Source organism: Pseudomonas sp. MPB03 (assembly GCF_046605385.1).
GTDB classification, from domain to species: domain Bacteria; phylum Pseudomonadota; class Gammaproteobacteria; order Pseudomonadales; family Pseudomonadaceae; genus Aquipseudomonas; species Aquipseudomonas zanjanensis.
The window spans coordinates 2937120-2954824 of the sequence record NZ_CP176770.1 but is presented as its reverse complement, the minus strand read 5'-3'; the positions used below and the strand labels follow the sequence as shown (position 1 = coordinate 2954824).

The window sequence follows — 17705 nt, the reverse complement described above, 5'->3', positions numbered from 1 at the left end:
GAGAGGTCAGCATGTTCAGCAAAAACGCAGCACACAATTCTCCAACATCAGGCGCGCCCTCCATGGACGACCTGCAGATTGGCGATATGGTGTTCATCCGGGTCACCGCGCGGCCCTTCCTGGAGGTCGCCAACGCGACGAATTCGTGGACGAATCATGTGGGCGTGGTGGTCGACAACCGCGGCGATGAACCGGTGATTGCGGAAAGCACGTTTCCGTTTTCGCGCACCACCTCGCTCAGCCGATTTCTCAAGCGCTCCGAGCATGAATGCTGCACAGTGGCGAGGCTCACGCGACCTCTCACCGACACGCAACGCGCGGCACTTCAGAACGCCGCGGATCATCGGCTGGGTACGCTCTATGACACGGGCTTCAATATAAGCTCGCGGCGCCAGTTCTGCTCTCGTTTCGTTCGTGAGGTCATCGATGAAGCAACTAATGTTCAGCTCGGTGAAGTGGAGACGTTCGCGACCTTGCTGCAAGATAATGCCAATCCGAACCTGGCGTTCTGGCGGCTGTGGTATTTCGGCCGAATTCCTTGGCAACGTCGTACCGTCACACCGGCCAGTCTGCTTCGAAGTCCGGACGTGCGGGTCATTTTCGATTCCCAACTGAGTGACACCGCATGACCAACGATGTGCAAGCGCTTCCCCCTTCAAGATCGTTGCCCTGCCTCACCCGGCGCAGCGTGCTTCAGGCTGGCACGGCCGGGATTGCCTTCGGCGTGCTGTCCCCCTGGTCGTGCTGGGCAGCCTCTTCGGGCGTCCTGGTTAACGACGTGACACTGCTCAACCCAGTCTGGGTGAATCGTCTGCTGGCGCCGCGCACCACCGATGAGATCCGCCAGGCGCTTGCCCAGTGGACAGGCCCTGTAAGCATCGGGGGTGGCCGCTATAGCATGGGCGGACAGATTGCCAGCGAAGACAGCCTGCACCTCGATATGCGTCAGTTCAATCAGGTCATCCACTATTCGCCTGAGAACAAGGTCATACGCGTGCAATCAGGGATGCGCTGGCGCGACCTCCAGACCGTCATCGACCCGGACGATCTGTCGGTGAAGATCATGCAGAGCTATGCCAACTTCACCGTCGGCGGTGCGCTGTCAGTCAATGCTCATGGGCGTTACGTCGGCGCCGGGCCGATGAGCAACTCGGTACGCGCCCTGCAACTGGTGCTCGCCGACGGTTCCGTCATGGAAGCGTCCCGCACCGTGAATACCGATCTGTTTCACGCGGCCATCGGTGGTTATGGCGCGCTGGGGGTCATTACCGAGATCGAACTGGACCTGGCAACAAACGTCACGATGGAACGCCAGGTCCACCACATGCCGATTGCCGATTACCCCCAGTTCTTCAATGACCAGATCCGCGGAAACGACCAGGCGATCCTGCACAATGCCGATCTGGCGCCGCCCCACTTTGACCAAGCCACCGCCATCACCTGGAGCACCACGAAAAAAGCACTGACCGTCGAGGAACGGCTGGTCGCACCGGGGCAATCGTACACGCTCGATCAGACCATCATGTGGGGCGTGGCCAGACTCCCCGGCGGCCCGTTGATTCGCAAGGATGTGGTCGATCCATTGCGCTACCTCAGCCACCCGGTGGTACGCCGCAACTACGAGGCCAGCAGGGACGTCGCCGCCCTCGGACCGATTGCTACCCGAAACAGCACCTACGCCTTGCAGGAATATTTCGTACCGGTAGCTCACCTCAACGCGTTTGTAATGAAGATGGCCGATCTACTGAAGGCCCATGACGTCGATGCCGTGAACATCTCCATCCGCCACGCGCCACCCGCACCTGACTCGTGTCTGCCCTGGGCCCGGGAGGAAGTCTTTTCATTCGTGCTTTATTACTGGCAATACGTTGGCGTGGCCGACCGCGAAAAGGTCGGCGTATGGACGCGCGAACTGATCGAACTTGCGCTGGCGTTTGGGGGCACCTATTACCTGCCTTATCAGCTGCATGCGACGCGACAACAGTTCGCAAGTGCCTATCCCGGCGCGCAACGGCTGTTCGCACTCAAGGCGCGGTTCGATCCGCAGAAGCGATTCCGGAACAAGCTTTGGGATAAGTATTACGTGGGATAGCGCGGACGACGGGGCCAGTCCACTGAAAATGCGCACCGCGGAAACGGCAATCCGCTTGGAGATCCCGGATGACTCGATCATTGTCGAGCGTCGCGTGAAGCCCGTTGCCAACGTCAGGAAAAATCCTGAGAAAACGCAAAGCTGATACCATCCAAACATCGACACGCCGAGCAGAACAACATGAATCGCCGCAAGAAAATAAACCAGTTGTTAAAGGCTAACGCCAAGAAAGCCAGTGCCAAGTTGGCGCCCAAAAACAAAAATCAATACATCAGCAAAGCCGACCGATTGAAATTGGAGGCTGAAGCCAGTGACGCCCCCATTATTTCCTCGGAAGGCTGAGCCACGTCATTGCCCCCTGAAGCCCTGCGCCCGAACCGCCGCGCCTCGCGGCTTATCTCTGGCATCCTGTAGGGCAACGATGGCCAACGACGCAACCCAGACCACCGAAACCCCGTAGTTGAGCCGCTGGTACAGGCCAAACAAGTGCCCGTCGGCCATTGCCGTCGCCATCAGCATCACCGTTACGATGGCGAGGATTACGCAGATCGCAGAGAACATGGCGAACCTGGACGATAAAAGCAACGACTTGCCAAGGAACGCCCACAGCGCCCCTGCCAGGGTAAGCGAGATGAACATCACCAGCCCCGCAAGGTTGTGGCTCTGTTGCGAGATCGACGGTTCAATCGGCGCACAACCTTGGTCACAGGAAAAATAGCCGGCCGCGAAACTTGCCAAGCCATGGACGAAAATCAGTGCGGCACTCAGCAAGGCCATCCGCGATGCCTTGAACCGTCTCGCCACGCCTGTTGCGAAAAGCACGAACATCACACCCAGCGGAAAGTTGTTCACCCAGGCAGAGAAGCCGTGGGTTGGCGCTCCAACGGCGCCTAGTTGGCTCATGGCTTGATCCAGATGGCTGTAGCCTGGATAGCTTTGCGCAGTCAGTGCGACACCCAAAAGCAGCCAGAACGGAATCAGTATTCCGAAGCCTAGCAAAGCACGATCGATGGTTTTCATGAGATGACATTCCTTGTCGTTGTGATGTGATGTGATGTGATGTGAAATATTGCATTGATCCAAGCGTCCAACCGCTCAATCAAGAACCGGGTGCAGGAAACTGCGAAGGGTCAATAACGTACCGGACATGGCAAGTGATTGCAGGCTCAATCCTTTGAATTCTGGAGAAAACGGATTCTACACAGAATACGCAGTCAATCATTAATCGGGATCGAAACACCATGGATGAACGCCAAACAATCATCAAGAACAAGATCCGCACCATGGTGATCGGTGGCGAATCTGACGAGATCACCTATCGATCAGAGTGGCTCGGTTACCTGCCCTTCCCGGTTTCTCATTGGATTGAACACCAGGGCGAAAGCTTTTCCAGCGACTTACCGTTTGATTGGACCCTCGAAGATCTGGTGAGCCTTGAGCGAATGGGCTTCTTGGAAACACTAGAAGCCTACGAAAACCCGGAGGACCCTTTTGATCGGGATATCCGGTATCGCGTTCATGTGGGATACGTATAACAGTAGACTGGAGAAGATCGACAACCCAAGGAACGGAAAGAAAATGGGCATTCTTGATCGCTTGTTCGGCGGCCGCTTTACCCTGCCGCCACCAGAGGAAACGACTCTCAGCGACGCGGCGATCATGCGGGAGCTGCATCCTTATCGCGCCGAACTGAAGGCGTTTACCCAAGCCCTACTGGCCCGTATACCAGACGCCGAAGGTGCCAGGCTGGTCAGGCGCGTGCTGCGCATTTACGGTTCGGGCCAGGAACCGGCCACCGCGCTGGTGGAAGGCTTGCTGGATGCAGACAGAGGCCAGAAGCTCGAACACTTGGCGTTGCTAGGCGTCGACTGGAAAGGCTTTGATGGTTTCGAGTATCTGGTGCCCTATCTGGTCAGCGCCAGCGGGGTAAAAGAAACTTACCCCTACCGCTATGAGGGCACGCTGCCGATGTCGGAGACGCTGGCCAATTTCGACCGATGGCTCGTGGCATTCGACAAACGCTACCTGCACCTTGACGCTGGTGGCGACGAATATGTCGGGTTCATTGCCGATGTCGACCAGGTCGAAGCCATGATCGAACTCGCACGGCAAGCAGGTGTTGCAGTGCGCCTCGAGAGCTTTTGAACCGGAATGGGTATTCGCTGAATCTCGTTATCCCGCTGAACGAAGCACGCCGCATCACAGTCGGAGCAACAAGACCCTCGGCAAAGAAGCCTGGCCCTATGTTCCTACGATTCACTGCTCTCGCTGCACTGTTCACCTTGGCTGCCGGCACGGCGACCGCTGCCCCGGAACCGCTGCGCCTGGAGAGCCTGAAACGTTGCGGCGACCTGCTGCAGAGCCAGCACCAGGACTGGTGCCTGACAGCGCGCGGGCTGGGTGATGCAACGCCGCAACTGAAGTTGGGAGCAAAGGCGATACCCGCAGACGCGTTCCAGCGTGAAGGGAACCACCTGCGCGTGCGCCTGGACGCCGCCGATTACCAAAGCGGCCCGCTCTGGCTGGAAGACGGCTCACGCACCAGCAATGCCGCCTGGCTGACCTTGCGCAACAGTCACGTGCTGGCCGCCGGGCCGGACGCAGTGGCGAAGAACATGGACGGCCTGACCACCTATGTCGACCTGGTCAGCGTGCTGATCGAGGAAGACCGCGATGGCCGCCAGGAAGCCGAGCGCCTGGCCCACAAGTACGGCGCGAAGGTGGTCGGCAGCATCGCGCCGCTGAACCTGTATCAACTTCGCTTGCCCGCCAAGGACCTGGTGCAGCGCGATGCACTGGTGCTGCGCCTGGGCAGCGAGACCAGCGTGGATGCCGTGGTGATCGAGGAGTCCTCCGCCGAAGAAACCGAGCAGGCCCCAGCCCATCCTGAAGAAACGAAGAAACCCGCCCTGGACTCCGACGAATGGGCCGCGAATCGCTTTCTCGACGCGGTGAACTATTACCAACGGCGAATCCCCGGGCGTCAGCCACCCATCCAGCCGCAACCGGTGCGCATTGGCCTGATCGAGCGGGATGTGGACTTCGACACGACGGATTTCGCGGACGACCTCGGCGCCTGCTCGCCGCCGCGCACTTGCGTCTACGCCCGCGATGCAGACAAACCGGACAACCACGGCACGACCGTCGCCGGCATCCTCGCCGCACGTTGGGATGACAGCGGCAACACCGGTTTTCTCCGTGGGCTGGACAAGGCCAGCGGTGGCTTCGAGATCATTGTCGAACGTAACTCCGATGCCGGCATCACCGCCAACATCGCCGCCTCGGTCAACCTCGTGGAAGACGGCGTGCGCGTGCTCAATTGGAGCTGGGGCATCCACCGCGTCGGCGCCAAAGACATCAAGGGCGATGATGTCGATTCGCTGCTGCGCTCGGGCCTCGCCATGGGCGGTTACGAAGAACTGCTGGAAGAGTTTTTCCTTTGGTTGCGCAAGGCGCATCCCGACGTGATCGTGGTGAACTCCGCCGGCAATGGTTCTTCCTTCTCGGGCAGCGACGAATATCGCCTGCCCTCCTCCTTCATCACAGAGCAATTGCTCGTGGTCGGCGGACACCAGCGCAGCGAGCACGCTGGCGTTGCCGTCGACGACCCGGCCTATGCGGTCAAGCGCAGCTCCTCGAACATCGACATGCGCGTCGACATCACCGCCGCCGCTTGCGCCCACGCCTCGACGACCAGCGCCGGCCAAGACAGCGCCGTGCATTGCGGCACGTCCTACGCCACGCCCATGGTCGCGGGCTTGCTGGCGGCGATGCTGTCCATCAACCCGCAACTGCAACCCGAGCAATTGCGCATGCTATTACGCCGCAGCGCCATGACCATCGGCGAAAACCACGACTTCGAACAGATGGACGGCGAAGACCTCACCGCGCCCATCCTGCCGTCGGAACGCCGCTACCAACTCAACGACAAGGACGTCGGCCGCTCGGCACGGCTGGACATGCAAAAGGCCCTGGATTTGGCGGCGCAAAGCCGTGATCGTGTGCGTTGAACCGACGAGTCATGGGGCCAATCGGTAAGTGGATTGCACCAAGCCCGACGCAAAGCTGCGGCTGGATACGAGTTTCAAATCCACATCCTGCCCAAGCCCGCCAAACAACGGCCGCCCCGAGCCAATCAACACCGGAACGGTGGTAATCACCATATCGGTCACCAAGCCCTCGCGCAGGAACGACTGCACCACCCGCCCGCCATCCACATAGACGCGCTGCACGCCTTGGCTTGCCAGCTCCGTCATCAACGTCTTGGGTGCCAGGTTGGAGAAACGCAGCTTATTCTTCAACGCCTCGGGCACCGGCGAATCGGCCAACTGTTTGGACAGCACCACCACGGGCCGGTCGTAGAACCAGGTGTCGAAGGTCCGTACCTTTTCATAGCTCCCGCGCCCCATCACGATGACATCCTTGTCGGTGATGAAGTCTTGATAGCCGTGGTCCTCGGATGGGTCGTCGCGTTGCAAGAGCCAGTCGATGTCACCGTCGGGCCGAGAAATGAAACCATCCAGGCTGGTGGCGATGAAGACGTGAGCGGTAGGCATTTGAGGCTCCTTTGTTGTGGTGTGTGTCTGATACGCCGCACTTGGCAGGTTTTGGGGCCGCTTCGCGGCCCAGCGGGAGCAAGCTCCCTCGCCACGGGTTTGTCGATTGCCTTAAGTGAACAGCATTGGGCTTACACGCCTGCCTACCAGTTGTAACTGACTTTGGCGGTAATCTCGCGCCCCGGGTTGTAGAAGTTCGCTGTGCCGGAACCGACCACGTGCTGCTCATCCAGCAGGTTGCTGACGTTCACCGCAAGGTCGGTGCCCTTGGCGATCTCGTAGTTGAAGGCGGCGTCGAACAGCGTGGTGCCATCGCTTTTGCCGGAGTTGGCTGCATCGAAGTAATAAGAGCCGACGTAGCGCGCCCCCAAGCCAACGCTGACATCCGTGCCGGGCACGTCGTAATAACTCCAGAGCGAAGCGGAATGCTTGGGTGCCGTGGAGAACTCGTTACCCTTCAGGGAGCTGCCGTCGTACAACGAACCGCGCAGTACCTCGGACTCCATATAGGAGTAGCCACCAATCAGGCTGAGGTTCTGCGTCACCTGCGCCTTGGCCTCCAGGTCGAGGCCACGGGCCCGCGATTCGCCCACCGTCTGTTGCTCAATGATGCCGCTCGGCAGCACCACGGCGATGGTGACGTTTTCCTGGGTCAGGTCATAAACGGCTGCGGAGAACAGTGCGTCCATCCCCATCGGCGCATACTTCACGCCCACTTCGTACTGCGTGCCCGTCTGCGGTGTTACGCCAACCTGAGGCGGCGAGACGGATTCCACCATGCTCACATAGGTGGACACCTCATCGTTGACCATATAGGTCAACGCACCTCGGTAGGAGGTTTCGGAGAAGTTGTCTTTCTCCGTGGATATCAAGCCTTTGCTGGTAAGGTCCATCGAGTCGTTGCGCATACCCGCGGTGACGATGAAACGCTCGTAGAACGATAGGTTCTGCTGAAGAAACACAGCCTTGGTGGTCGCGTCTCGCTTGTTGACGGCATACGGCGTGATTGAGCGTGGAACGCCAGTAAACACGGGATTTGCAATGTCAATCGGGGTGGTCAGGGCGTAGACCGAGCTTTCCTTGGTGGTCGAATCGAGATACTCCACGCCCACCAGGCTGCTGCTGTCGATGTTCTCGAAGCGGGCATCGTATTGCAGCATCAGATTGCCGTTGAACTGGTCGGCCTCACTGTCCGTTCCAAACAGATACCGGTCAACGGTAGTACCGACACGTGCGGCGCTGTCGCTGAGGTAAACGTAGCCAAAATCATCGGTCAATTTGCTGTAGCGCAGATTGCTGCGCAGTACAAAGCCGTTGTCGAAGTCATGGGTGACGTTACCGCTGAGGCTGGTGCGCTCGACATCGTGGAAGTTGTAGCTGGGCTCACCATAGAACTTGCTGCGGTCGTATTCCTTGTCCAGCGGATAGCCGCCACTGTTGGGCGAACTTTCAGTTTTCAGATAGTCCAGAATCACGGTGGCTGACGTGTAATCCGTGGGTGCCCAGGTGAGGCCACCCATCACCAACCGGTTGTCGTCCTGTGAGTGATCGTACTCGCGGTCGCTGTTCTGGCCTTTGGCAGTAAAGCGGCCAGCCAAGGTTTTCTCGTCGTTCAGCGCATCCCCCACATCGATGCCTGTCTCGACATGGTCAAACGACCCGTAGGTCACATAGCCTTGGCCAAACTGCTCGAAGCGCGGTTGTTTGGTCACGAAGTTCACCGAGCCACCCGGGTCCGCGGGGCCAAACAGCGTGGAGTTGGCGCCACGCAAAATCTCGATGCGCTCATAGGCGAATGGATCTTCGCGTACGCCGCGCATCGAACTCAGGGTCAAGCCGTCACGGTAGGTGGTGGCCTGGAAGCCCCGGATCTGGAAATAGTCGTTGCGGTCATCCGTACCATAGAAGTCACTGACCACGCCCGGCGTGTATTGCAGCGCCTCTTCCGTGGTGCTGACGCTGCGTTGCTCCATTTCCTTGTTGGTCACCACCGACACCGATGCCGGTGTATTGAGAATGCTGGTTGCCACCTTGCCGCCAACCCAGAGCTCCTGGGCGACCACCGAGTTGGCGTCGTCGTCGGCACTGACCCTGACCTTGGCGTTGATGATGAGGGGTGCAAGGCGGTAGTCCTCGACGTCCGTTGCGCCGAGCTCCAGCGGGCCGGCGGGCTTTGGTCGAGGGGACAGTAGATAGGCATTCGGGCCTTGCTGTTCGATTTGCAATTCGCTCCCCTGCAGCAACGATGACAGCGCTGTCGATGTATCGAGCGTGCCATTCACGCCAGCAGTGGTGCGGTTCACGACACTCGACGCGTCGAAGGAAAGACTGATGCCAGCCTCCCGCGCAAAACGGTCAAGCGCCGGCGCCAGTGGGCCGGCAGCGATGTTCCACTGCTTGACTTGATTGCTGTGGTCAGCGTTCGAGGTTTGCGCCAGCGATGGCAATGCGTAGCTGCTCACGATCAAACCCAAAATCGCACCGTGCAAGGCACGATTTAATGGACGGCGCTGTGAAACCGGGGACGAACTCATTTTCTCGCTCCAAGAAAGGACATCGGCAGACTGGCCTGTATTCCGGCCTTCCTTAGAGGTCGAACGAGAATGAGAAAGCACCTCATTCTTTTTCAGGTAGCGCAAAGTTCCGATGGGCTCAGGTGGCAGCGGTCACGGTCACCCAATAGCGGGTCCGATAATCAATGTGCAAGCGCAGTGATTGCGCGATCAATGCCAGGACCTGATCGTTGTCGGCGAGCTGGAAGGTGCCGGAAACGCGACGATCCGCGATCTCTTCGGCGCAGCGCAGTACCCCGGGGCGATAACGCGACAGCTCCACGATGAAATCATTGAGGCGCATATTGCTTGCACTGATCACCCCGTCACCCCAGCTCCATAGATCAAGGCCATTGCCTTTGAACGTTCGGGCGCCACTTGATGTGAACAGCAACTGATTGCCTGCCTGGACGCTACGGCTCGCAGGCGTTTGACTGGAGCCAGGGAAAACCGTGACTGATCCTTCCTGAGCCGCGACCAGAGTGCCATCGCCAAGCTCGCGTGCCAGAAAGCGGGAACTCTGGGCGCGCATGATTCCGTCACGGGATTGCACCCAGAACGGTCTCGCTCGAGGCGAGTGTTGATCCGCACCGACATTCACGATGATTTCACCCCGTCGCAGGATGATCAGGCGTCGCTGGGCGTCGAAATCGCTGTCGACGGCACTATCACTATTGAGCTGGATAAGGCTGCCATCATCGAGTTGGAAGCGTCGTTGCTCGCCGGTGTTGCTGTGTTGCTGCGCAAGCATCGCAGGTACGGGTGTGTAGTCCCGACCGAGCCAGGCTGCCGTGCTGACAGTCGCCAATAGGCCCAGTAGCTTCAGGCTTTCGCGCCGCCGCATCCCATCATGGGTGCCATTAAGGGTTTGTCGCGCCAGTTGAGCGGGCACGCCGGCGAATTCATCCCCAAGCGTTTCCACACGCTGCCACGCCAACACATGCTCCGGGCGCTGCCGGAGCCAGTGCTCAAAAGTGCGCTGTGTCTGTTCATCGGCTTGATTGAAGCGAAGGCGCACCAGCCATTGGATCGCCTGCTCGACAATGGCCGGATCCAGCGCCTGCGGCTCACGACTCGACATAACGCAAGCGATAGCAGTGTTGCAGGGCCGTGGCCAGGTCGCGTTCCACCGTCGCGCGGGAAACACCCTGCTTTTCGGCTATTTGCGCGCACGTCAGACCGTCGAGTCGGGCCAATAAAAATGCCTGGCGAACTCTCGGTTTGAGCATACCGAGCATGCGGTCTATGCGCTCGAGCGCATCAAGAATCATCAGCCGGCTTTCTTCCGAGGGCACCTCGTGTTGAGGTAGCAACGCGATGCTTTCCAAGTAGGCACGTTCGAGTTCGCGACGACGATACTGATCAATCATCAGTCCGCGGGCGATACTACTCAAATAGGCGCGGGGTTCGCGCAAGGGGCTGGACTGACGGGACTTGAGCAGGCGTACGAAGGTGTCCTGCGCCAAATCTGCTGCGTTATCGCGACATCCAATGCGTCGGATTAGCCAGCCGTATAACCACGAGTGATGGGTTCGATAGAGCAGCCCTAGATCTGCAGTACCTAGTGTTTCATCGCTGCGCATCGGAATCCCGGCAAGTACATGATTGATAATTAATCGCATTCTACTCAGGCGATAGGCCTTAGGCAAATACGTGGCGCTCAGTGTCCGCTTCTGGGCGAACGCTTCTCCACCCAACCTCGATACTGGCGGGTGCGAAATGCCAGGGCGAGCTGTTGCAGGATCAGCGCGCGCAACGGCGACACGCTCGGGTCGGGCTTTTTAGCCCGACTCAGTTTGTGCAATTGAAACTTCACGACCGCCACGGCCCCCCAATCAACTGTGGGAGCGAGCTTGCTCGCGATGGCGTCGGTACATTCAACATTGATGCAAGCGGCCCCACCGCGATCGCGACCCAGCATGCCCCTCTACCGGTTTGCGGGCAAATGGGCGGACTGCCTGGAAACCCGATTCATCGCACAACCCGGTTCATTGCATCAATGAGGTCTGCCTTGCCGCCAGCAAGCGAAGGCGCTGAAGCAGCCACCTTATCGTGTGGGAACCCAAGGGGCATGGCGCTGGCAGCGTCCAGCTGTGCCAGTTGATCCGCCGTCAGCTGAACTTCGACTGACGCCAGGTTATCGGCCATCTGCTCCGGCGTGCGTGGACCGATGATCGGGAGTGTTCCCTTGGCCAGCACCCAGGCGATTGCGATCTGGCCCGGCGTGTGGCCGGTCTCTTCGGCGATCGCTAACACCGCATCCACCGTCGAGGTCTTGCGCTCGCTGTCCTCATCGTGGATCACCGCCCCCAAACCCTGCGCACGACCGGTTTCCCCTTTGCGGTATTTACCGGTCAGCAAACCACCGCCGAGCGGTGACCATCCGACGGCTCCCAGATTGAAGGCAGCGGCCATCGGCAGGAGTTCGCGTTCAGCCGAGCGCTCCACCAGGCTGTGCTCCAATTGCACCGCCGATATCGCCGACCAACCACGAAGCTCCGCCAGGGTGGCGGCCGTTGCCACGCGCCAAGCCGGGAAGTTCGACAGTCCGCTATAGAGCACTTTGCCAGAGCGGATCAGGTCATCCAGCCCCCGCACAATTTCGTCGATAGGCGTTACGCCATCAGGCATGTGCACCCACAAAAGATCAATGTGATCCGTCTTGAGGCGCTTGAGGCTGGCCTCCACCGAGCTGCGCATGGCTTTGCGGCTGTTGCCGGAGCGCAGGACGCCGGCACCGGGTGAATCACCCAGCGAGAACTTGGTCGCCAGAACCACTTCATCACGCTCGGTCGCCATGAAATCGCCGAGCATGGATTCCGATTGGCCAAATTGATATTGATCGGCCGTATCGATGAAATTGCCCCCTGCTTCCCGGTAACCGTCGTAGATTCTACGGGCCTCGTCCAAGTCGGCCCCGTAGCCCCAGCCTTTACCAAAGTTGCCAGTGCCCAGCGCGAGGGAAGAGACCCGCAAGCCGGTATTGCCGAAAATGCGATAGCGCATGACGGACTCCTTCAGGGCAAGAGGCTTCGGCGACCTGCGCTGGGTTGAGAGTGAATGAGTGCGCATGGAGTCTAGACGGGTTATTGCGGGCTTGCTGTGATGGATTGGCTCGCCTATTGAACCTGACTCAAGAGATTGATAGGGTTGCCTCTCTTTCAAAACGCCCTCCCGGTTCGCCGGGAGGGCGTTTTCGTTTTGGTTCCCCCAACCACAAAGGAACCATGAAATGAAAGCCCCCGTTGAAATCAGTTTCGGAGCTGACGCCACCTTAGGGTATGTGCGGTACGGCAATGGCCCCATTCACGTACTGGTCATGCATGACTGGCTGGGCGACCACTCCAGCTACGATGCCGTCATGCCCTGTCTTGACGGTCGCGCGTTTACCTATGTTTTCGTTGATGTGCGTGGCTACGGACAATCCATTGAATTGGCGGGCGAATTTACGGTAGAGGAGATTTCCTCCGATTGCCTCATGCTCGCCGACCAGCTCGGTTGGACGCGCTTCCACGTAGTCGGCCATTCAATGACCGGGATGATCACGCAACGTATCGCTGCGGATGCCCCGTCTCGCGTCGCAAGCGCGATAGCAGTGTGCCCCGTTTCTGCCGCTGGCAATCGGTTGGGCCCAGAAGCGCTGGCGTTCTTTGCCAGCACGGCAGAAGACGACGAGGCCCTTCGGCGGCTGTTCAAATTCGTGACTGGAGGTCTCTCCGATGGGTGGGTTGATCTCAAGGTCCAACAAAGCCGCGACACAGTCTCACCTGCCTGCCGGGCGAGGTACCTCGAAATGATGGTCACGGCAAATTTCGTCGATGACATTCGAGGCCTTGAAACACCGTATTTGATTATTGTCGGTGACAAGGACCCCGGACTTGATGCCGCGGCTATGGCCAGAACCTTTCTGGCGTGGCATCCGAACGCAGAACTGCATGTTATCTCGAACTGCGGTCATTACCCGATGCAGGAGTGCCCGCCTTATTTCGCAACTGTTATCGAGGGTTTCCTGAAACGCCACACCGGTTGACCTGAATGGCGTAAATCAGGCTGCGTGCGGACATCATCGGGCCCCTGGCCTGGATTGTCCGCAACGGCTCAAGACATAGTTTTTTGGATGTCCTTAACGACAACACAAACAACCGCTGATCACCGGCTGATCAGGATCATTCTCAAGAAATGCAACCACGACTTCCATGCCCGTCCGGGGCGGCCCCATCTCACAACGCCAATCGGACGCCCTCTTCAGCCAACAACGACTTTTGTCGTCAAATCGATCTTCACGATCCCAGGGGAACTCGACCTTGATCCTTGCGAAGCGCCGATCACCCTGGATTTCTTCGTCCTCCAGGGCAATGACTACAGCGGTCTGGTTGCGTAGTACCTGCGGTTTCTTGTGAGCCAACGGCGGACGATAGGACACATTCCATGGAAGCACGATAAAGCGGTTGCGGTAACCCTGATGGAAGTCATCTTCGTTTCCCGTGTTGCCACTGGCGACGTGCTCACTCATTACCTGTGGTTGCCGGCCTTCGTGGACGACCTGGGTCAGTAGCCATGAGGTGTTCCACTCCTGGCGCGGATGGCCTGAGATGTCCAGTACTTGGCCGCTGACTAACCGAGTCTGGTCACTCTGCCCTTCGGCTTGTCGATAAGCCGCGTGGCGGCGTTCCATGGTCCGAAGACGTATCTGCTTGCCGTGCTCATGACCGGTGAAACGCTCCAGCCTGTCATCTGTTTCAATGTCCAACGGTTGTTGCGAGATACGACGGGTGAGCTGTCCCAGACGCAGGTTGATGCGCTTGATCAGTGGCTCGTTGGCCACCCTGTCGCGCGCTTGTCCATAAGCAGTGGGCTGTCCAATCCTGGGGAAAACCGCCTGATCGTCACCAAAGACCAGCACATGGCCTTGAGCACTGTGTTGGAAGTGAAAGTGAATACCCTCTTCTTCACACAAGCGCTGAACAAAGTGCAAGTCCGTTTCGTTGTACTGAGTACAGTATTCACGCTCTGGGTAGGTCGCCCCCAGATGAAACCGATAAGCGTCGCCCACCACACCGTGCTCTTCCAATATCAAGGCCACGATTTTCGGTACCGAGAACTGTTGATAGATCCGCCGGTTGATGCGGTGACGCAAGTAGGACAACTGCGGGACGAGTGCCAGGCTGTAGCGCATCAAGTGCTGACCATGGGCGCTTTGAACGATGTGATAGACCCGTCCATGAATGCCGTTGCCCTTCGCGTCCAAGGCCAGGAAAGCCTCTCGATCGAAGAGGCTTTCAAGCGCCAGGTCAGACCGTTCGCTGACAAAATCCACGCTGAACAGGTAAGGCCTGCTGAGCGCCTCTTCTCCCGTGAACGCGAGCACTTGAAAGTCATGGGCAAAACCGTCGATGGCCAAACTGAAGTGCGTTTGATTGGCTGGGTTGAACATCCGCTGTTCTCTTTTTAAACCTGCTGCTCATCCGACGCCCGCCTATAACCAAGGCACGCAACGAGCAACAGGCGACAATCAAGTCAGGTCACACACCACTCTTCACTTTGGTCCATATCCGCGTGCGGATTCGCTCCAGTTTCAATGGCAGAGGCTCAAGGGGAATAAGTGTCGCGACCGTCTTTTTGTCTGGATAGATCCAAGGATTGTCTCGCAACTTCTGCTCGACAAACTCAGCGGCATCTTTGTTTGCGTTAGGGTACAGCGTGTGATTTGAGGTCTTGGCGATAATTTCTGGTCGCAACATGTAATTGATGAACGCCATGCCTTCCTTGGGATGGGGCGCATCTTTCAGCAGCACCAGATTCTCCGACCAGGACAACGCGCCTTCGCGAGGAAGACTGTAGGAAATCTTGCGTCCGGTGTTAGCCTTTTCGTTGATGGCCTGTGCCGCCAGGGCACCATTGGCCCACCCCACAACAGCACAGATATTGCCGTCTGCCAGGTCGGCGTCGATTCTGGACGAATCGAAATAAAGGACGTAGGGGCGGATTTTCAACAGCAAGGCTTGGGCTTTCTGGTAATCATCCGGGTTCTTGCTGTTGCTAGGGAGTCCAAGGTAATTCAAGGCAATCGAGATGATCTCACTGGGAGAGTCGAGCATTGCCACTCCACACGACTGGAGCTTGCTGATGTTTTCTTCTTTGAAGATCAGATCCCAGCTATTGACCGGCGCATCATTGCCCAATGCCGCTTTGACTTTGTCCACGTCATAACCAATGCCAGTGGTGCCCCACAAATAAGGCACGGCGTAGCGGTTACCTGGATCATTGACTGCGAGCTGAGCGAGGATGTCAGGGTCAATATGTGAAAAGTTACTCAACTGATCACGATCCAGAGGCTGAAGGACGCCCGCTTGGATCAGGCCTGGCAACACGTTGGAGGTCGCCACCACCACGTCATACCCGGTGCGCCCGGCCATGACCTTGCTCTGCATGATCTCAGCGCTGTCGAACGCATCCATGTGCATTCGCGTGCCAGTTTCCTGCTCAAACTCCTTTGGCGTCTCCGGCGCCAGCAACCCGAACCAGTTATAGAGATACATTCCGGGCTCTGCAGCCGCCACGGATGTGCTTATCCCGACACAGAGAAGCGAGGCCGAAAAAAGGGTTCGCAAATGTGACTTTCTCATGCAACATCCTTGTCAAGACGACATGCCCTCATGGCTATCGTAAACCTGGCAGCGAATATACCGGCTGCCACCGAATAGTAAATACCTACGAATACTTACCTTAGACCTGCAACGCCCTAACCCTAAAGGGGTAGAAAATGCCGTTTGACCTTCATAGCCTGGCCTGGCATCGATCGATTGGGAAGCTGATCATGCAGCTGAACCGTCCAGAGTTCTGGAGTTCACTGGTTCGCACATTAAATGAATACGTGCAGATCGATAATTGGGTGGTATTGATTTTCAGCAACCAACAGGTACAGGTCGTCAGTCTTCCCGAAGTGGCCGATGCGGAAGAAGTTGACGCATTCATTCATCGCTACGTGAAAGGTCTTTATTTGCTGGATCCGTTTTATATAGCTAATCGGGAAAACCCACAGAGCGGTTTCTTCCACTTACTGGATATTGCACCGGAATACTTTCTTGAAACCGAGTATTACCACAAGTATTTCGCCCAATACATTTCCATGGACGAAGCACAATACAATGTCCAGCTCGACCCCGACAGAACGTTGTGCCTATCTATTGGCAGCAAAGCCCGTTTCAGCCAAGAACAAATAACCTTGCTCGACATTATCAAACCGTGGGTGACCGCATTGATGCATCAGCGCATGGGGTTTGAAATTGACGTGGAGAAAACGCTGGCTGAGCCACCTCTATGGCCAGAAACGGTCAACCAGCTGGGCACGCAGATAACAGCACGTGAAAGTGATGTCCTCCGTTTACTACTCAGCGGCTTCTCCAACAAAGAAATAGCCGGAAAGCTATCCCTCTCGGCGGAAACCATAAAGGTGCACCGCCGCAACATTTACGCAAAACTGAATATCAAGTCCCAATCCGAGCTGTTTGCTCGATTTTTCATGCCAAGACAGAACGTTCCCGCCACGCATTGAAGTCAGGCATCACACCGATCATGTGCCTGCAAGCATCAAATCCAGATTCTGCACCGCCGCGCCAGCGGCGCCCTTCCCCAGATTGTCAAATACCGCAGCCAGCAAAACCTGCCCGGTCTCATCGTTCTCGAACACCGACAATCGCACATCATCGGTCCCGTTAAGCGCCTGAGGATCAAGGGTGGTCAGTGCTTTGGCTTCCTGCATCGACATCACATGCACATGGCGCGCATCGGCGTAGTGCTGCATCAGACACGTATGCAACTGCACCCCACTCACCCCTGGCGCCAACAATCGGGGCTGCACAGGTAGGGTCAGCACGATCCCCTGCCGAAAGGAGCCGTAGGCCGGCACAAACATCGGCCGTTCCGTCAGACCGCTTTGCTGCTGAATTTCCGGAATATGCTTGTGTGCCAACCCCAGCCCATAGACCTGAAACGCAGACGCCTGGGCTGCGCCCGCGCCCTCATGCTCCTCCACACCGGCTCGTCCTTTTCCGGAATAACCCGACACCGCATGAATGTTCATCGGGTAATCCCTGGGCACCAATCCAGCCTCCAGCAATGGCCGCAGCAGCCCGATCGCCCCCGTTGGATAGCAACCGGGATTGCTGACCCGCCGGGCGGCGGCGATGCGCTGGGTCTGCTGCTGGCTCATTTCCGCAAAACCATAGGTCCAGTCTGGATGGGTACGGTGCGCCGAACTCGCATCGATCACCCGAACAGCGGGGTTTTCGATGGACGCTACTGCGTCGCGCGCGGCCTGGTCGGGCAAGCAGAGAATCGCGATGTCGCAGTGGTTAATGGCCTCGGCGCGACGTTGCGGATCCTTGCGATGTTCGGCGCTCAGCGTGAGCAGCCGCAGATCGCTCCGGTCGCGCAGACGTTGATGGATCTGCAACCCGGTGGTGCCTTGGTCGCCATCGATGAATACAAGGGGACTTGCCATGG

At 58.0% G+C, this 17705-nt stretch carries 17 protein-coding genes and 1 pseudogene; 8 read left to right on the top strand and 10 right to left on the bottom strand.

Annotated elements, in window-relative coordinates; genetic code table 11:
* The first annotated feature begins 62 nt into the window (after nt 1-62).
* The 3 genes from ACLH0I_RS13305 (at nt 63) to ACLH0I_RS13295 (ending at nt 2434) form a co-directional block, all read left to right on the top strand.
* Nucleotides 63-629: a YebB family permuted papain-like enzyme gene (locus ACLH0I_RS13305; protein WP_411387311.1), complete on the top strand. Its 567-nt coding sequence runs from the start codon at nt 63-65 to the stop codon at nt 627-629.
* Nucleotides 626-2092 (top strand): FAD-binding oxidoreductase, encoded by a 1467-nt coding sequence (locus tag ACLH0I_RS13300; protein WP_411387310.1) that lies wholly within the window; start codon nt 626-628, stop codon nt 2090-2092. Before ACLH0I_RS13305 ends, ACLH0I_RS13300 begins: the two co-directional genes overlap by 4 nt.
* A gap of 180 nt (nt 2093-2272) precedes the next feature.
* Nucleotides 2273-2434 carry a DUF2986 domain-containing protein gene (locus tag ACLH0I_RS13295; protein WP_250961364.1) on the top strand — a complete coding sequence of 54 codons (162 nt, stop codon included), beginning with the start codon at nt 2273-2275 and terminating at the stop codon, nt 2432-2434.
* Nucleotides 2435-2440: 6 nt separating this feature from the next.
* Here ACLH0I_RS13295 and ACLH0I_RS13290 read toward each other — a convergent pair whose 3' ends face one another.
* Nucleotides 2441-3112: a DUF998 domain-containing protein gene (locus ACLH0I_RS13290; RefSeq protein ID WP_250961365.1), complete on the bottom strand. Its 672-nt coding sequence runs from the start codon at nt 3110-3112 to the stop codon at nt 2441-2443.
* A gap of 221 nt (nt 3113-3333) precedes the next feature.
* On the opposite strand from ACLH0I_RS13290, the gene ACLH0I_RS13285 reads away from it, so the two are divergent.
* The 3 genes from ACLH0I_RS13285 to ACLH0I_RS13275 all read left to right on the top strand — a co-directional run bounded on the left by ACLH0I_RS13285 (nt 3334) and on the right by ACLH0I_RS13275 (nt 6102).
* Nucleotides 3334-3627 carry a hypothetical protein gene (locus ACLH0I_RS13285; RefSeq protein WP_250961366.1) on the top strand — a complete coding sequence of 98 codons (294 nt, stop codon included), beginning with the start codon at nt 3334-3336 and terminating at the stop codon, nt 3625-3627.
* Between the two features lie 43 nt (nt 3628-3670).
* Nucleotides 3671-4237, top strand: a complete 567-nt coding sequence (locus ACLH0I_RS13280) for a hypothetical protein (protein ID WP_411387309.1) — start codon at nt 3671-3673, stop codon at nt 4235-4237.
* A 98-nt stretch (nt 4238-4335) separates the two neighbouring features.
* Nucleotides 4336-6102 carry a S8/S53 family peptidase gene (locus ACLH0I_RS13275; RefSeq protein WP_411387308.1) on the top strand — a complete coding sequence of 589 codons (1767 nt, stop codon included), beginning with the start codon at nt 4336-4338 and terminating at the stop codon, nt 6100-6102.
* Nucleotides 6103-6111: 9 nt separating this feature from the next.
* Here the strand turns inward: ACLH0I_RS13275 and ACLH0I_RS13270 are convergent, their stop codons facing one another.
* The 6 genes and pseudogenes from ACLH0I_RS13270 to ACLH0I_RS13245 form a co-directional block, all read right to left on the bottom strand.
* The gene (locus ACLH0I_RS13270) at nt 6112-6648 is read right to left on the bottom strand and encodes a dihydrofolate reductase family protein (protein WP_250961369.1); all 537 of its coding nucleotides are present in this window, start codon (nt 6646-6648) and stop codon (nt 6112-6114) included.
* Nucleotides 6649-6791: 143 nt separating this feature from the next.
* A complete protein-coding gene (locus ACLH0I_RS13265) occupies nt 6792-9182 on the bottom strand; it encodes a TonB-dependent siderophore receptor (RefSeq protein ID WP_411387307.1) in 2391 nt (796 codons plus the stop codon).
* Between the two features lie 118 nt (nt 9183-9300).
* The gene (locus ACLH0I_RS13260) at nt 9301-10281 is read right to left on the bottom strand and encodes a FecR domain-containing protein (protein ID WP_411387306.1); all 981 of its coding nucleotides are present in this window, start codon (nt 10279-10281) and stop codon (nt 9301-9303) included.
* Nucleotides 10268-10783 carry a sigma-70 family RNA polymerase sigma factor gene (locus ACLH0I_RS13255; RefSeq protein WP_250961509.1) on the bottom strand — a complete coding sequence of 172 codons (516 nt, stop codon included), beginning with the start codon at nt 10781-10783 and terminating at the stop codon, nt 10268-10270. The genes ACLH0I_RS13260 and ACLH0I_RS13255 overlap by 14 nt, the downstream gene beginning before the upstream one ends.
* Before the next feature lie 77 nt (nt 10784-10860).
* Nucleotides 10861-11025: pseudogene (locus tag ACLH0I_RS13250) on the bottom strand (2,4-dienoyl-CoA reductase); the annotation flags it as partial.
* 146 nt (nt 11026-11171) lie between these two features.
* On the bottom strand, nt 11172-12206 hold the full coding sequence (locus ACLH0I_RS13245) for an aldo/keto reductase (protein ID WP_411387305.1): 1035 nt from the start codon (nt 12204-12206) through the stop codon (nt 11172-11174).
* A gap of 226 nt (nt 12207-12432) precedes the next feature.
* On the opposite strand from ACLH0I_RS13245, the gene ACLH0I_RS13240 reads away from it, so the two are divergent.
* Nucleotides 12433-13230: an alpha/beta fold hydrolase gene (locus ACLH0I_RS13240; RefSeq protein WP_411387304.1), complete on the top strand. Its 798-nt coding sequence runs from the start codon at nt 12433-12435 to the stop codon at nt 13228-13230.
* A gap of 93 nt (nt 13231-13323) precedes the next feature.
* Here ACLH0I_RS13240 and tssI read toward each other — a convergent pair whose 3' ends face one another.
* Both tssI and ACLH0I_RS13230 read right to left on the bottom strand, forming a co-directional pair.
* Nucleotides 13324-14634: a type VI secretion system tip protein TssI/VgrG gene (tssI, locus tag ACLH0I_RS13235; RefSeq protein WP_411387303.1), complete on the bottom strand. Its 1311-nt coding sequence runs from the start codon at nt 14632-14634 to the stop codon at nt 13324-13326.
* Between the two features lie 88 nt (nt 14635-14722).
* Nucleotides 14723-15826 (bottom strand): polyamine ABC transporter substrate-binding protein, encoded by a 1104-nt coding sequence (locus ACLH0I_RS13230; protein ID WP_411387302.1) that lies wholly within the window; start codon nt 15824-15826, stop codon nt 14723-14725.
* 137 nt (nt 15827-15963) lie between these two features.
* Between ACLH0I_RS13230 and ACLH0I_RS13225 the strand changes: the two genes are divergently transcribed.
* Complete coding sequence (locus ACLH0I_RS13225) at nt 15964-16755, top strand: helix-turn-helix transcriptional regulator (protein ID WP_186728678.1); 792 nt, start codon at nt 15964-15966, stop codon at nt 16753-16755.
* Nucleotides 16756-16773: 18 nt separating this feature from the next.
* Here ACLH0I_RS13225 and argC read toward each other — a convergent pair whose 3' ends face one another.
* Complete coding sequence (gene argC, locus ACLH0I_RS13220) at nt 16774-17703, bottom strand: N-acetyl-gamma-glutamyl-phosphate reductase (protein WP_411387301.1); 930 nt, start codon at nt 17701-17703, stop codon at nt 16774-16776.
* Between the last annotated feature and the right edge of the window lie 2 nt (nt 17704-17705).

What these genes read in the sequence shown, in the direction of transcription:
- ACLH0I_RS13305 (WP_411387311.1), top strand. Translation starts at nt 63, where the DNA reads ATGGACGACCTGCAGATTGGCGATATGGTGTTCATCCGGGTCACCGCG.
- ACLH0I_RS13300 (WP_411387310.1), top strand. Translation starts at nt 626, where the DNA reads ATGACCAACGATGTGCAAGCGCTTCCCCCTTCAAGATCGTTGCCCTGC.
- ACLH0I_RS13295 (WP_250961364.1), top strand. Translation starts at nt 2,273, where the DNA reads ATGAATCGCCGCAAGAAAATAAACCAGTTGTTAAAGGCTAACGCCAAG.
- ACLH0I_RS13290 (WP_250961365.1), bottom strand. Translation starts at nt 3,112, where the DNA reads ATGAAAACCATCGATCGTGCTTTGCTAGGCTTCGGAATACTGATTCCG.
- ACLH0I_RS13285 (WP_250961366.1), top strand. Translation starts at nt 3,334, where the DNA reads ATGGATGAACGCCAAACAATCATCAAGAACAAGATCCGCACCATGGTG.
- ACLH0I_RS13280 (WP_411387309.1), top strand. Translation starts at nt 3,671, where the DNA reads ATGGGCATTCTTGATCGCTTGTTCGGCGGCCGCTTTACCCTGCCGCCA.
- ACLH0I_RS13275 (WP_411387308.1), top strand. Translation starts at nt 4,336, where the DNA reads ATGTTCCTACGATTCACTGCTCTCGCTGCACTGTTCACCTTGGCTGCC.
- ACLH0I_RS13270 (WP_250961369.1), bottom strand. Translation starts at nt 6,648, where the DNA reads ATGCCTACCGCTCACGTCTTCATCGCCACCAGCCTGGATGGTTTCATT.
- ACLH0I_RS13265 (WP_411387307.1), bottom strand. Translation starts at nt 9,182, where the DNA reads ATGAGTTCGTCCCCGGTTTCACAGCGCCGTCCATTAAATCGTGCCTTG.
- ACLH0I_RS13260 (WP_411387306.1), bottom strand. Translation starts at nt 10,281, where the DNA reads ATGTCGAGTCGTGAGCCGCAGGCGCTGGATCCGGCCATTGTCGAGCAG.
- ACLH0I_RS13255 (WP_250961509.1), bottom strand. Translation starts at nt 10,783, where the DNA reads ATGCGCAGCGATGAAACACTAGGTACTGCAGATCTAGGGCTGCTCTAT.
- ACLH0I_RS13245 (WP_411387305.1), bottom strand. Translation starts at nt 12,206, where the DNA reads ATGCGCTATCGCATTTTCGGCAATACCGGCTTGCGGGTCTCTTCCCTC.
- ACLH0I_RS13240 (WP_411387304.1), top strand. Translation starts at nt 12,433, where the DNA reads ATGAAAGCCCCCGTTGAAATCAGTTTCGGAGCTGACGCCACCTTAGGG.
- tssI (WP_411387303.1), bottom strand. Translation starts at nt 14,634, where the DNA reads ATGTTCAACCCAGCCAATCAAACGCACTTCAGTTTGGCCATCGACGGT.
- ACLH0I_RS13230 (WP_411387302.1), bottom strand. Translation starts at nt 15,826, where the DNA reads ATGAGAAAGTCACATTTGCGAACCCTTTTTTCGGCCTCGCTTCTCTGT.
- ACLH0I_RS13225 (WP_186728678.1), top strand. Translation starts at nt 15,964, where the DNA reads ATGCCGTTTGACCTTCATAGCCTGGCCTGGCATCGATCGATTGGGAAG.
- argC (WP_411387301.1), bottom strand. Translation starts at nt 17,703, where the DNA reads ATGGCAAGTCCCCTTGTATTCATCGATGGCGACCAAGGCACCACCGGG.